The sequence below is a fragment of the Sphingopyxis solisilvae genome (assembly GCF_015475875.1).
Taxonomy (GTDB): domain Bacteria; phylum Pseudomonadota; class Alphaproteobacteria; order Sphingomonadales; family Sphingomonadaceae; genus Sphingopyxis; species Sphingopyxis solisilvae.
Genome location: NZ_JADKYM010000040.1, coordinates 1 through 12,969 on the forward strand (window position 1 = coordinate 1; position 12,969 = coordinate 12,969).

The 12,969-nt window shown below is 63.6% G+C and carries 15 protein-coding genes; 8 read left to right on the top strand and 7 right to left on the bottom strand.

The window, feature by feature from the left end:
- The first annotated feature begins 171 nt into the window (after positions 1 to 171).
- The 3 genes from IR187_RS16355 (at position 172) to IR187_RS16365 (ending at position 2,603) form a co-directional block, all read left to right on the top strand.
- Entirely contained in the window at positions 172 to 1,017 is an 846-nt protein-coding gene (locus IR187_RS16355) for a cytochrome b/b6 domain-containing protein (protein WP_194955635.1), read from the top strand.
- Entirely contained in the window at positions 1,014 to 1,784 is a 771-nt protein-coding gene (locus IR187_RS16360; RefSeq protein ID WP_194955636.1) for a molybdopterin-dependent oxidoreductase, read from the top strand. The genes IR187_RS16355 and IR187_RS16360 overlap by 4 nt, the downstream gene beginning before the upstream one ends.
- A gap of 126 nt (positions 1,785 to 1,910) precedes the next feature.
- The gene (locus IR187_RS16365) at positions 1,911 to 2,603 is read left to right on the top strand and encodes a hypothetical protein (protein WP_194955637.1); all 693 of its coding nucleotides are present in this window, start codon (positions 1,911 to 1,913) and stop codon (positions 2,601 to 2,603) included.
- 87 nt (positions 2,604 to 2,690) lie between these two features.
- Here the strand turns inward: IR187_RS16365 and IR187_RS16370 are convergent, their stop codons facing one another.
- Positions 2,691 to 3,128, bottom strand: a complete 438-nt coding sequence (locus IR187_RS16370) for a DUF1801 domain-containing protein (RefSeq protein WP_194955638.1) — start codon at positions 3,126 to 3,128, stop codon at positions 2,691 to 2,693.
- A gap of 22 nt (positions 3,129 to 3,150) precedes the next feature.
- Positions 3,151 to 5,217 carry a S46 family peptidase gene (locus IR187_RS16375; RefSeq protein WP_194955639.1) on the bottom strand — a complete coding sequence of 689 codons (2,067 nt, stop codon included), beginning with the start codon at positions 5,215 to 5,217 and terminating at the stop codon, positions 3,151 to 3,153.
- 373 nt (positions 5,218 to 5,590) lie between these two features.
- Between IR187_RS16375 and IR187_RS16380 the strand changes: the two genes are divergently transcribed.
- The 4 genes from IR187_RS16380 (at position 5,591) to IR187_RS16395 (ending at position 9,211) form a co-directional block, all read left to right on the top strand.
- Positions 5,591 to 6,808, top strand: a complete 1,218-nt coding sequence (locus IR187_RS16380; protein ID WP_194955640.1) for an argininosuccinate synthase — start codon at positions 5,591 to 5,593, stop codon at positions 6,806 to 6,808.
- A gap of 174 nt (positions 6,809 to 6,982) precedes the next feature.
- Positions 6,983 to 7,162, top strand: a complete 180-nt coding sequence (locus IR187_RS16385) for a hypothetical protein (RefSeq protein WP_194955641.1) — start codon at positions 6,983 to 6,985, stop codon at positions 7,160 to 7,162.
- Positions 7,163 to 7,232: 70 nt separating this feature from the next.
- Positions 7,233 to 8,243 carry a threonine aldolase family protein gene (locus tag IR187_RS16390; protein ID WP_194955642.1) on the top strand — a complete coding sequence of 337 codons (1,011 nt, stop codon included), beginning with the start codon at positions 7,233 to 7,235 and terminating at the stop codon, positions 8,241 to 8,243.
- Complete coding sequence (locus IR187_RS16395) at positions 8,240 to 9,211, top strand: DMT family transporter (protein ID WP_324187717.1); 972 nt, start codon at positions 8,240 to 8,242, stop codon at positions 9,209 to 9,211. Before IR187_RS16390 ends, IR187_RS16395 begins: the two co-directional genes overlap by 4 nt.
- On the opposite strand, the gene murA is transcribed toward IR187_RS16395, so the two are convergent.
- From murA to IR187_RS16410, 3 genes are read right to left on the bottom strand one after another with little or no spacing between them, the layout of a single operon-like run.
- A complete protein-coding gene (gene murA / locus IR187_RS16400) occupies positions 9,198 to 10,481 on the bottom strand; it encodes a UDP-N-acetylglucosamine 1-carboxyvinyltransferase (protein ID WP_194955643.1) in 1,284 nt (427 codons plus the stop codon). The genes IR187_RS16395 and murA overlap by 14 nt on opposite strands.
- 47 nt (positions 10,482 to 10,528) lie before the next feature.
- A complete protein-coding gene (locus tag IR187_RS16405) occupies positions 10,529 to 11,134 on the bottom strand; it encodes a 2-hydroxychromene-2-carboxylate isomerase (protein WP_194955644.1) in 606 nt (201 codons plus the stop codon).
- Entirely contained in the window at positions 11,128 to 11,859 is a 732-nt protein-coding gene (locus IR187_RS16410) for an SDR family oxidoreductase (protein ID WP_194955645.1), read from the bottom strand. Before IR187_RS16410 ends, IR187_RS16405 begins: the two co-directional genes overlap by 7 nt.
- 78 nt (positions 11,860 to 11,937) lie before the next feature.
- Here IR187_RS16410 and IR187_RS16415 point away from each other — a divergent pair, with 78 nt between their 5' ends.
- Complete coding sequence (locus IR187_RS16415) at positions 11,938 to 12,429, top strand: winged helix-turn-helix transcriptional regulator (protein ID WP_194955646.1); 492 nt, start codon at positions 11,938 to 11,940, stop codon at positions 12,427 to 12,429.
- 1 nt (position 12,430) lies between these two features.
- On the opposite strand, the gene clpS is transcribed toward IR187_RS16415, so the two are convergent.
- Both clpS and IR187_RS16925 read right to left on the bottom strand, forming a co-directional pair.
- Positions 12,431 to 12,757: an ATP-dependent Clp protease adapter ClpS gene (clpS, locus tag IR187_RS16420; protein ID WP_228766012.1), complete on the bottom strand. Its 327-nt coding sequence runs from the start codon at positions 12,755 to 12,757 to the stop codon at positions 12,431 to 12,433.
- Positions 12,744 to 12,969: hypothetical protein (locus tag IR187_RS16925; protein ID WP_228766009.1), on the bottom strand; the 226-nt coding region annotated here is incomplete at its 5' end. The genes clpS and IR187_RS16925, both read right to left, overlap by 14 nt.

Below are 12,969 nucleotides of genomic sequence, written 5' to 3' on the forward strand. Positions count from 1 at the left end.
GGGAAGGAGCGAACTGTCTTAAGCCCCTCCCCTTCAGGGGAGGGGTTGGGGTGGGGTCCATCGGCCTTGCGCAAGGCCGATGGACCCCACCCGCTGCGACTAGGCAGCAAGCTGCAAGTCTCGCTGCCCTCCCCTGAAGGGGAGGGCTTAGTGATGGAATGATGGAACGGCGTGGCCCAAGCTGACGATCCTTCTCCTACCCCCCCGCAGCCGGTGCGCGTCTATCGCCACCGGCTGCCGACGCGCATCTGGCATTGGCTGAACGCGGTCACGCTTCTCGTCCTGCTGATGAGCGGGCTGATGATCTTTAACGCGCACCCGCGGCTCTATTGGGGTGAATATGGCGCCAACAACGACCCCGCCTGGCTGGTGATCGGGTCGACGCCCGACAGCGGCTATTTGCGGATCGGGTCGCTGCGGGTCGAAACGACCGGTGTGCTCGGTCGCTGGACCAATGCGGAGGGGGTCGAAAAGACCTGGGCGTTCCCCGGCTGGGCGACGATTCCGACGAGCTATAATCTGGCCGACGGACGGCGCTGGCATTTGTTCTTTGCGTGGGTGCTGGCGATCAGCCTGACGCTGTATATGCTGTGGACGGCGATCGGCGGGCATTTGGCAAAAGACCTGCATGTTCGCCGCAGCGAATGGTCACCGCGCCACATCTGGCACGACATCAAGCAGCATGCGCGGCTGCGGTTTCCGAAGGGCGAAGCCGCGGCGCGCTATAATATACTTCAGAAACTCTCGTACATCGGCGTGATCTTTGTTCTGCTGCCGCTGATGATCGCGACCGGCCTGACCATGTCGCCGGGGATCAACGCGGGCGCGCCGTGGCTGCTCGACCTGTTCGGCGGGCGCCAGTCGGCGCGGTCGATCCACTTCATCGCGGCATGGGCGTTGGTTGCTTTTTTCTTCGTGCATATCGCGATGGTGCTGCTCGCGGGGCCAGTGAACGAAATCCGGTCGATGGTGTCGGGCTGGTTCCGCCTGCCACCCGAACGAAAGGACGGCGCATGAGCGAATTTATCATGCCGCGGCGCCAGCTGATCGCGCGCGCGGGCGGCCTCGCGGCGACGTTGCCGCTGCTGTCGGCCTGCGATGCGATCAACGAAGCGCCCGCCGTGCGCAAGATATTGTCGATGGGCGAGGAGATGAACCGCGCGAGCCAGCGCGCGCTGATCGACCGCAACGCCCTGGCGCGCGAGTTTACCCGCGCCGATCTGTCACCGATTTTTCGCGCCAATGGCACCCGCCTGCCTGCGGGCACGGCCTATGCCGCCCACGCGGCAAGCGGTTTTGCCGACTGGCGCGTCGCGGTCACCGGGCTGGTCGCGCGACCCTTGTCGCTGTCGCTGGCCGACATCCGCGCCATGCCGCAGCGCACCCAGATCACCCGCCACGATTGTGTCGAGGGGTGGAGCGCGATCGGCCAATGGACCGGGGTGCAGTTGTCGCGCATCCTCGCCGCCGCCGGGGTCAGGGACAGCGCGCGCTACATCGTCTTTCGCTGCGCCGACCGGCTGGGTGACGCGCTCTATTATGAAAGCTGCGACATGGTCGACGCGCGGCACCCGCAGACGATCCTAGCATGGGCGCTCAACGACGCGGTGCTCCCGATCGCCAATGGCGCCCCGCTGCGCCTGCGCATCGAACGCCAACTGGGCTACAAGCACGCCAAATATGTGACCGGCATCGAAGCCGTCGCGAGCCTCGACGGAATCGGCGCGGGCAAGGGCGGCTATTGGGAGGACCGCATCGATTATGAATGGTATGCAGGGATTTGACCGCTGGGGCCCTCTGGGCGCGAAGGAATGGCGGCTTTGGGGTGGGAAGCGGACGCTCATAATGAACCGCAGTTGACAATGCTTCCATGAGACATCCATCTGCCCCAAGCAGAAATGGGGGACGGAATGAATAAATTCGCAACGATCGCCGCCGCTATCTTATTGTGCTGCCAAGCACCTGCGTTTGCCCAAATTGCTCCCAGCGAAGGGGCAAATGAGATATTGACTGCAATCGAAACTCAGTTCCCGTTTTACGCGACGATCAAATCTAAATACCCCGATACTTATGCACAGATTGTAGCTGCCGCTGAGCGTGCGGCACCAAGCAAGGACTTAGCCGGTTTTCGCACAGAGGTCCGGTCAATTGTTCACGCCTTGATTATGGGACGGGCTCCAAATCTGTCTGCGAGCGCCTTGGTCTCCATGGTCGAGAGCTCAATAGAACAGCAGAGATACCTAGCTGCAAATAATCCCAGCTTATGTATATATCTCACGACTGGGCGTGATTTCAATTTCGAGCGCGTGTTTCCTGCCGAAATACAACGGAGGGAGGCGACTCTTTACAACATGATTTTAAATGACCCCGGCAAGGGCAGTGTTTCACCCATGCCACAGGATGAGTATGGGGATATTTCGTTCGAGCTTGCCCAAAAAGCGTCTAAAAAGCTCGGCCTTTCGATGGAGCAAATGGTCCAAGCAATGCAGCAACAAGGACCTGAAGAATTTTACTGCACATCACAGGCTGAGTTCTATCAGGCAGCTTTGAGCCTACCAGCGGAAAAGCGTGATTCATATTTGCTGACCACGTTCAGCCCCTAAGAAAAAGGTATAGCGTGCTGTAAGATTATCGATTGATCTAAACGTCCGCAAACGGTCGCAACCGGCCATTGGCTATGTCCGCAATGCCTATCCCGGATAGCGCTCGTTCATGACATCCCAGCTGAGCGCCACCAAACGCTCCAGCACCTCCAGATCGACGTCGGCGAGCTTGTTGACGTAAAGGCACGACGTGCCCGCCTTATACTTGCCCAGCCGCGCAAACAGCGCGTCGGCCTCGTCCTGCCGGTTGCAGTAATTGCCCATCAGATACAACGTCGTCGCCGCCTTGCGCGGGCTGAATCCGGCGCGGCACATCGTCCCCGACCGGCCGCTGTCATAGACATAGTCATAGCTGCCATAGCCGATGATCGACGGCCCCCACATCTTCGGTGCCAGCCCGGTGACGCGGCGGTGCATGGCGTCGATCACCGCCGCCTCCTTGCGCCGCCGCGCGTCGGGGACCGCGGCGATGAAGTCGGCGACCGACACCTCGGTCGCCTTGGTCTTCACTTCACTCTTGGTCATCGCGGTCCCTCCCGGCGGGCGATTACCGCCGTTTCGTGCCACCCTTCAGTTCGGCGACCAGCGCCGGGGCGGGCCAGATTTTCTCCAGCCCTTCCTGGATCGCCGCGGTCGACACCGCGACCGTCCGGTTCAGCGTGCCGTCGTAGCCGAAATTGCCGCCCAGCGAGTGGATATTGCCGTCGAACGCGGTGCCGATAACGCTGCCGTCGCGCGCGATCACCGGCGATCCCGAATTGCCGCCGATGATGTCGTTGGTGGTGACGAAATCATAGACGGTATTCTTGTTGATCCGCGCCTCGGCCTTCACGAACCCCTCGGCCAGCTTGTAGGGGAGCTGTCCGGTTGCGCGGTCATAGGTGCCGCCCATCACGGTGGTCGCCGACACCGGCTTGCCGCGTTCTGTCCATCCCTTCACCTGACCATAGGACAGGCGCAGGGTGAAGGTCGCGTCGGGATAAAGCTTGTCGCCATAGGCGGCGAAGCGCGCCTTCGCCAGCCGCGCCTGCGCCGCCGTGACCGGCGCGTCATAGTCGCGGTCGAACGCCGTCTTGATCGCGCGGGCGCGCGGGTCGAGCTGCGCAAAGAAACGGATCATCGGGTCGTCCGACGTCGCGATCGCCGCGGCACCGCCTTCCCACAATTGCTTGCGATAGGCGGGATCGGCCAGCTTCGTTCCCTCGACCAGCCGCTTGCCCAAGGCTTCGGGGCTTTCCTTGCCCAGCAGCATTTTGACGTCGGCATTGTCGGCGCCCAGATATTCGCGCGCCTTGCTGGCCCAGAAGCCGACGCCCAGCTCTTCCAGCCACGGATAGGTCGGGACCGTATCGGTCAGCCGTTTTTCGGTCAGCGGCAGCGCCGAGTCGGTAAAGCCGGGCAGGCGTTCGCTGTTCGGCTTGCCGCGTTCGGCCGCGGCGCGCACCAGCGTCATCGCATAACCCGCCAGCGTCGAATAGCTGGCGGGGCCGTTCTGCAGGAACACGCTGTCGAGATAGGTGTTGCGGCGTTCGGCCATCGCCTTGTCGATTTCGGACCAGGGATCGCCAATTTCGGCATTGCCCTTCACCCGCGCGCGCAGGTCGGCCTCCTCGGCGGCCAGCTTGGCGGTAAAGGCCGGATCGTTCAGCGCGCGTAACTGTCCCGACAGCGCCTTGAAACTGTTTTCATATCCGAACAGATCGTCGCCGCCCTCGCGGGTCTTGTCGGCGTCGCCTTCCATGCTCGCGATCAGGCGACCGCGCATCTCCGACAACAGGATCAGCGTCAACGGCAGGCGCTCGGCGCGCTGAAACTCGCGCTGCGTTTCGGTCAGCAGGCGCTGCGTCGAACCCGGGTTGCCGACGACAAAAGTGATCTCGCCTTCCTGCGGCGCGCGCGGGTTCCATTTGAGGTGGGTCGGCGTCGCCACCGGCTTGCCGTCTTCATAAGCACGCAGGAACGCCGCATCCATCGCATAGCGCGGGAAATTGAAATTGTCGGGGTCGCCACCGAAAAAGGCCGCCTGGAATTCGGGCGCCCATGCGATGCGGACGTCGCTGTACTTGCGATATTGATACAGCTTGTACTGGCCCCCCCCGAACAGCGTGACGACCTGGCAGCGCGTCTTGGCGCGGTCGGTGCAACCCGCCGACTCGAGCTCGGCAATGCGCGCGTCGCGCGCCTTGACCAATGCCTCGCCGGTCAGTGATCCGATCACGCCCTGAATGTCGCCGGTGACGTCGGTGATCGACGTAACGACCTCGGCCTGCTGGCCGGGGCATTGGCGTTCGCGCGCGCGGTCGGCGGCGTTGAAACCGCCCGCGACCAGGTCGTTCTCGGCGGTCGACAGATTTTGCAGGCAGCTGATGACGCAATGGTGGTTGGTCAGGATCAGCCCCTCGCCCGAAACGAACGATGCCGAACAGCCGCCGGTCAGCCGCACCGCCGTGGCCTGGGTGCGGTCGAGCCATTGCTTGTCGGGCGCCCAGCCATAGGCCTGGCGGATCGCGTCGACCGGCACCCCGTCGAACGTCCACATGCCTTCTTCGGCAGCGGCGGGGGTGGTGGCGGCAAAAGCGGCGGCAACGGCGGCAAAGGCAAGGGTCAGGCGCATGAAATTCCTCATCCGTGTGATATGGTATCGTCTGATACTAGCGGGATGGGCCCGTGCGGCCAAGCGAATATCCGCGGCGACAGGGCGATGCCGTTCGCCGCGCGCGGCGGTGCGACAAAATAGGATCGCCGGGGGCTTTCCTACCTTTTTGCAATGTGCTTCCATCGGTGATCCGGACCGGGCTGCGCGTCCCGTTGATCGCGCGGCCGCGCGCGGCGCGGGGTGGACTGACACGGCGAATTCCGGGGGTCGATAGAGTGACAAGTTTGACAACTTCCGCCGCCGATCCCGGTCCGGGGGCGTGGCGGGCGTTGCGTCGCGGGGACGGGCCTGCTAGCCGCGCCCGCGATATTCTCTCGCCAAAGGTACCGCCATGTCCGATTCCATCAAGCGCGTCGTCCTCGCCTATTCGGGTGGTCTCGACACCAGCGTCATCCTGAAGTGGCTGCAGGTCACCTATGGCTGCGAAGTGGTGACCTTCACCGCCGACCTCGGGCAGGGCGAAGAGCTGGAACCTGCGCGCGCCAAGGCCGAGCTGATGGGGATCAAGCCCGAACATATCTATATCGACGATCTGCGCGAGGAGTTCGTCCGCGACTTCGTGTTTCCGATGATGCGCGCCAATGCGCGGTACGAGGGCGACTATCTGCTCGGCACCTCGATCGCGCGCCCGCTCATCTCGAAGCGGCTGGTCGAGATTGCCAAGGAAACCGGCGCCGACGCGGTCGCGCACGGTGCGACGGGCAAGGGCAATGACCAGGTCCGGTTCGAACTGTCGGCCTATGCGCTGAACCCCGACATCAAGGTGATCGCGCCGTGGCGCGAATGGGATCTGACCAGCCGCACCGCGCTGATCGCTTGGGCCGAACAGCATCAGATTCCGGTCCCGAAGGACAAGCGCGGTGAGAGCCCGTTTTCGACCGACGCGAACCTCCTCCACACCTCGTCGGAGGGCAAGGTGCTGGAAAACCCGTGGGATGAAACCCCCGACTATGTCTATTCGCGCACCGTCAATCCCGAGGATGCGCCCGACACCCCCGAATATATCACGATCGATTTCGAACGCGGTGACGGGGTGGCGCTGAACGGCGAAGCGATGTCGCCCGCGACCTTGCTCGCGGCGCTCAACGACCTTGGCCGCAAACATGGCATCGGCCGCCTCGACCTCGTCGAAAACCGCTTCGTCGGCATGAAGTCGCGCGGCATGTATGAAACCCCGGGCGGCGAAATCTATGCGCGTGCCCATCGCGGCATCGAAAGCATCACCCTCGACCGCGGCGCGGCGCACCTCAAGGACGAGCTGATGCCGAAATATGCCGAGCTCATCTATAACGGCTTCTGGTTCGCGCCCGAGCGCGAGATGCTGCAGGCGGCGATCGACCACAGTCAGGAAAAGGTCAGCGGCACGGTGCGGCTGAAACTCTACAAGGGCAACGCCAGCGTGGTCGGCCGCAAGTCGCCGAACAGCCTGTACAGCGAGCGCCATGTGACGTTCGAGGACGATGCCGGCGCCTATGACCAGAAGGATGCCGCAGGCTTCATCAAGCTGAACGCGCTGCGCCTCAAGCTGCTGGCGAAACGCGACCGCTGACGCGGCGCCGTCTGTCGCGTTACTGCGGCGCCGCAGGTCAGGGCGCCCTGCGGGTGCGTCGCACCACCGCGCGCGCACCTGACGCGGACGCCGACCTGTGTTAAAGGAAGGGTTGAAAAGCGGGGAAGATGTTAAAGCCGATGGTGGGGACTGGGCCTATTGCAAGGATCAGCCATGCCGACCGACCCCACCCCGGAAACGACCGATTATGACTGGCAGCCGTATCAGGTTCTGGTCCCGCGCGTCGGGCTGGTCCTCGATCGCCACGGCTTGCGGACGCAGATTATCTGGCCGGGTGAATATCTAGTCCGCAAATCGCGCTCGCTGCGCAAATGGATGTACCGGCACCGCTAAACCGGACACATATAACCCTCTTGAAACGAAGCGTTAGCATGACGCGCCGACCTGCGCTAAGGCGCGAATCGTGACTGCGACCCGCTTTTTCTCCGACAATGCCGCAACGGTTCATCCGGCGGTGATGGAAGCCCTGGTGGCAGCCAACCATGTCGATACCGCCTATGACGGCGATGCGATCAGCCGGTCGCTCGATGCGGCCTTTTCCGATCTGTTCGAGACCGATTGCGAGGTCGTGTGGATCCCGACCGGCACCGCCGCGAACAGCATCATCCTCGCCCATTTCGTTCGTCCCTGGCAAGGCATCCTCTGTTACGAGGAAGCGCATATCGAGGTCGACGAATGCGGCGCCCCGACCTTTTATTCGGGCGGCGCCAAATTGATGACCTTGCCCGGACAAGGCGCGAAAATTGACGCCGAGGCGCTGAAGGCGCGGATCGCGGGCATCCGCAAGGATGTTCACCAAGTCCAGCCCGCGGCGATCAGCATCACCAACGCGACCGAATATGGCCTTGTCTGGCGCGCCGAAGAGATCGGCGAGATCAGCCAGATCGCGCGCGCCAACGGCATGAAGCTGCATATGGATGGTGCGCGCTTTGCCAACGCCGTCGCCTTTCTCGATTGCGCCCCCGCCGACGTGACATGGCGCGCCGGAGTCGACGCGCTGTCGTTCGGCTTCACCAAAAATGGCGCGATGATGGCCGAGGCGATAGTGTTTTTTGGCGGCAGCGGCGGGGCGGGGGTGCGCGAGCTCAAGAAGCGCGGCGGCCATTTGCTCAGCAAGGGGCGCTTTGTCGCGGCGCAGATCCGCGCGATGCTGGCGAACGACCTATGGCTCGCCAACGCCCGCGCTGCCAACGCCGGCGCCGCGACGCTGGCGGCGGCATGCGGGTCGCGGTTGATGCACGCGGTGGAGGCCAACGAATTGTTTGTGCGGCTGACCTCGGTCGAAGCTGCTGCATTGCGCGCGGCCGGGTTCGATTTTTACGACTGGGGCGAAGGCGCCGCACGGCTGGTCGTCAGCTGGGATCAGGATGCGGCGGCGGTCGCGCCGCTGGCGGCGGCGATTGCCGCGCTGTGACCGCTGCGCCATCGCTGCTGACGCCGCGCGTCCTCGTCCCCTTTATGCTGGTGACGTTGATCTGGGGATCGACGTGGATTGTCATCACCGGGCAGTTGGGCGTGGTGCCACCGAGTTGGTCGGTCGCCTATCGCTTCTTCGTCGGGGCAGCGGCCATGTTCGCCTATTCTGCCTGGCGCGGCGAAAGGCTCACGCTGTCCGGGTTCGGCTGGGGGTTTGCGGCGCTGCTCGGGCTGGCCCAGTTCGCATTCAACTTCAACTTCGTCTATCGCGCCGAAATGCACATCACCTCGGGGCTGGTCGCGGTTCTGTTTGCCCTGCTGATCGTCCCGAACACGTTGCTGGGACGCATCTTTCTGAAAACCAAGGTCGAGGGACGCTTCCTGCTCGGCGCCGGGATCGCGATAGCCGGGGTGGGGATGATGATCCTCCACGAATATCGCGCCGCCAACGTCGGTGCCGCCGAAGTGCTGATCGGCACCGCGCTGACGCTGTGCGGCGTGATGAGCGCGTCCGCATCGAACGTCATGCAAGGCAGCCGCATCGCGCGCGAGCAGTCGATGGTGGTGATGATCGCATGGGCGATGATGTTCGGCGCGTTGGGGGATGCCGTCTTTGCCTGGGTGACGACCGGCCCGCCGGTCATCGAGGCAACGCCCGCCTATCTTGGCGGCGTGCTGTATCTGGGGGTGATTGCCAGCGCGGTCACATTCCCCCTCTATTTCAACATCATCCGCGCGGTCGGACCGGGGCAGGCGGCATGGTCGAGCGTACTGATCCCGATCATTGCCATGGGCTTTTCAACGCTGTTCGAGGGCTATCGCTGGGCACCCCTGTCGATCGCAGGCGGCACGGTGGCGTTGATCGGGCTGGTGATCGCAGTGGTCAAGCGCCCCGACAAGCCGTCGGTCAGCGGCAGCAATGTGGTATCGGTGCCTTGCGAGCAGGATGTCGCTACCCCGCGCTGATCCGTTCGATATCGGCGCCGACGGCCTGAAGCTTTTCCTCCAGCCGCTCGTAACCACGGTCGAGGTGATAGACGCGATTGACCTCGGTCTGACCCTCGGCGGCGAGCCCGGCGATGATCAGGCTCATCGAGGCGCGCAGATCGGTCGCCATCACCGGCGCGCCGATCAGCTTGTCGACGCCGCGCACGACCGCGGTGCGCCCCTTGACCTGGATGTCGCAGCCCATGCGCGCCAGTTCGGGGACGTGCATATAGCGGTTCTCGAAAATCGTTTCGGTGAACAATGACGCGCCGGTACCGAGCGTCGCCATCGCCATGAACTGCGCCTGCATGTCGGTCGCGAAACCGGGGTAAGGCGCGGTGCTGAGTGTGATCGGCTGCGCGCGGCCTGACATGGCGACGCGGATGCCCGCCTTGGTTTCCTCGACTGTCGCGCCGGCTTCGCGCAGCGCGGCGAGCGTCGCTTCCATCTCGCTCGCCTTGGCGCCGACCAGCTCGACATCGCCCTCGGTGATCACCGCGGCGCAGGCGTAGCTGCCTGCCTCGATACGGTCGGCCATCACCCGATAGGTCGCACCGTGGAGGCGATCGACGCCCTCGATCGTCAACGTTTCGGTGCCGATCCCCTCGATATGCGCGCCCATCGCGACAAGGCAGTTGCAAAGGTCAACGATCTCCGGCTCGCGCGCCGCATTTTCGAGCACGCACGTACCCTTGGCGAGCACCGCCGCCATGACGGCATTTTCGGTGGCGCCGACGGACACGACTGGAAAGGTGAACTTGCCGCCCGCGAGACGCCCGCCGGGGGCAACGGCCTTCACATAGCCCGAGGCGAGCTCGATCTCGGCGCCGAAGGCTTCGAGGGCTTTCAAATGCAGGTCGATCGGGCGGTTGCCGATCGCGCAGCCGCCTGGCAGCGACACCGTAGCTTCGCCCGCGCGCGCGAGCAGCGGGCCGAGCACGAGGATCGAGGCGCGCATCTTGCGCACGATGTCATAGGGTGCGACGGTCGAGGTCAAGGTCGTCGCGCGCGCGGTCATCACGCGGCCGAAGTCCTCAGGGCGCGATCCCTCGATCGTCGTCGAGCAGCCGAGCTGGTTGAGCAGGTGCCCGAACCCGTCGACGTCGGCGAGCCGCGGCAGGTTGCGCAAGGTCAGCGGCTCGTCGGTAAGCAACGCACAGGGGAGCAGCGTCAGCGCCGCATTCTTGGCGCCGCTGATGGGAATACGGCCCTTAAGTCGCTGGCCCCCGCGAATGACGATTTGATCCATCGGCCGTCCTTAGCGCATGGAGCCATGCGCGCAAGCGGGGCAGGCGCTCAACCGCCCAACGCCTCCTCGACCTGACCCAACCGATCCTTGCCGAAAAACATCTCGTCGCCGACGAAAAAGGTCGGGATGCCGAATACCCCCCGTGCGACCGCGGCTTCCGTGTTGGCGACCAGCTTGGCCTTGATTTCGGGCTCCTGTGTCCGCTCGAGCAACGCCGGGCCGTCGAACCCGTTGGCCGAAAGGAAGGGCGCGATCACTTCCGGATCGTCCATCTTCAGCCCCTCCTCCCACATCGCGCGGTTCACGGCATCGACATAGTCGTCGAGATTGCCATCATCCTCGGCAACAATCGCGCCGCGCATGATCGTCAGCGTGTTCACCGGAAAATGCGGGTTGAGGCGGAATTTTGTCAGGCCCAGTTTTGCAATGAACCGGCGCATCTCCAGATTTTCATAGGCGAGCTTGGCCGGCGCATCGGCATATTGGATCATCGGTGCCTTGTTCCCCGTCGCCTTGAAGATGCCGCCGAGCAGGCACGGCGTGATGACCAGATCGGCGCCGGTGCGCTCGAGCAGTTCGGGCAGCGCCTTCATCGCCAGATAGGCATTGGGGCTGCCGAAATCGAAGATCAGTTCGAGCGTTTTGGTCACCATTTTTCTCCCCAGGGGCGAAGGTCGAGTTCGTGCGTCCATGCGCTTTTCGGCTGTTTGTGCAGCATCACATAATTGGCGGCGATAGCCTCCGGGTTCAGGATCAGATCCTGCGCCTTGGCATTGTCGAAATCTGGGTGGCGGCCTTTTATAAAGTCGGTGTCGATCGCGCCGTCGATCACTGTGTGCGCGACATGGATGCCCTTCGGCCCCAGTTCGCGCGCCATCGATTGTGCGAGCATCCGGAGCGCGCTTTTCGCGCCCGAAAAGGCGGCGTAACCCGACCCGCCGCGCAAGGATGCGGTCGCCCCGGTGAAGATGATCGTACCGCGCCCGCGCGGCGCCATGCGCTTGGCGGCTTCGCGCCCCATCAGGAAGCCGCCGAGGCAGGCCATTTCCCACACTTTGGTGTAAACGCGCAGCGTCGTCTCGGCGATCGGGAAATTCACATTGGCGCCGATATTGAACACCGCCACCTCGACGGGACCGACCTCGGCCTCGACCGTGTCGAACAGCTGGATCATCGCATCCTCGCTGCGCGCATCGGCGGGGAAGGCGCGCGCGCGGTGCCCCTCATCGCGGATCGATTGCGCAAGGGCTTCCAATTGATCGGCGTTGCGCTCGCGGCGGTTGACACAGGCAGTGAGCCCTTCGGCGGCAAAGGCGCGGGCGATCGCGCCGCCGGTGGCGTCGCCGGCTCCGATGATGACGGCTGCGGGATTGGGCATAAGCGACTCTCCTCTTGCGCTTGATAGTAACTATGATAATCATAGTGACAAGCGATAATTTTCCGGTTGATTGGAACGATGCCGAAGCGCGCAGATCTGTCTGATACCTTCTGCCCCGTCGGGCGGTCGGCCGAATTGCTCGGCGACCGTGCGGTGCTACTGATCCTACGCGACCTGTTTTTCGGACGGCGGCGGTTCGAGGCAATCGCTGCGAATACAGGGCTCGGGCCCCAACTCGTCTCGGCGCGATTGAAGCTGATGGAAAAACAGGGTGTGGTCGAGCGCCACGCCTATCAGGAACGGCCGCCACGCCACGAATATCGCCTGACCGCGAAGGGCAAGGATCTGTTCGACGTCCTCTATGCGATGCGCAACTGGGCCGAACGCTGGGCCTATGAAGCCGGGGAGGCGGCATCTGGTCCGGCCATGCGCTATATCCATCGGGCTTGCGGCGCCGATGTCGGAACATCGACGATCTGCCCCGAATGCGGCGAGGTACTGCGCTACGGCGATTTGAAAGGAGAGCCCTCCGCGGCACTCAAGGCCGAGCAGGCAGCCAAGGGCGCTTAGGTCAGGCCTTTTCGAGCGTGCATTGCAGCGGGTGCTGGTTCTGCCGCGCGGCGTCCATCACCTGATTGACCTTGGTCTCGGCGACCTCGTAGCTGAACACGCCGCACACCCCGACGCCCTGCTGGTGGACATGCAGCATCACCTGCGTCGCCTGTTCGATGTCCATGTTGAAAAAGCGCTGGAGCACCATCACGACGAATTCCATCGGCGTATAATCGTCGTTGAGCAGCAGCACCTTGTACATCGACGGCTTTTTGGGCTTCGTCCGCGTGCGCGTCGCGATGCCGACGCCGGGTTGGCCCGGCGCGCCTTCGTCATTGCCTGCCATCGACTGGATCAGGTGCGGGATCGAGGCGGGGAGCATCATCATCGGACCAAATATCGCACGCCTTTGGCCAAGTGCAAGAGGGCGGCGCGTCATTAACCGCCTTTTCGGCGGCACCGAAACAAGAACCGCCCGCTTCCGTGGGAAGCGCGTTGTCGGGCAGATATTCGAACAGGGTCGGCGGCGGCTCGCCGGGTAGGCGGCCGGTCAGAAAG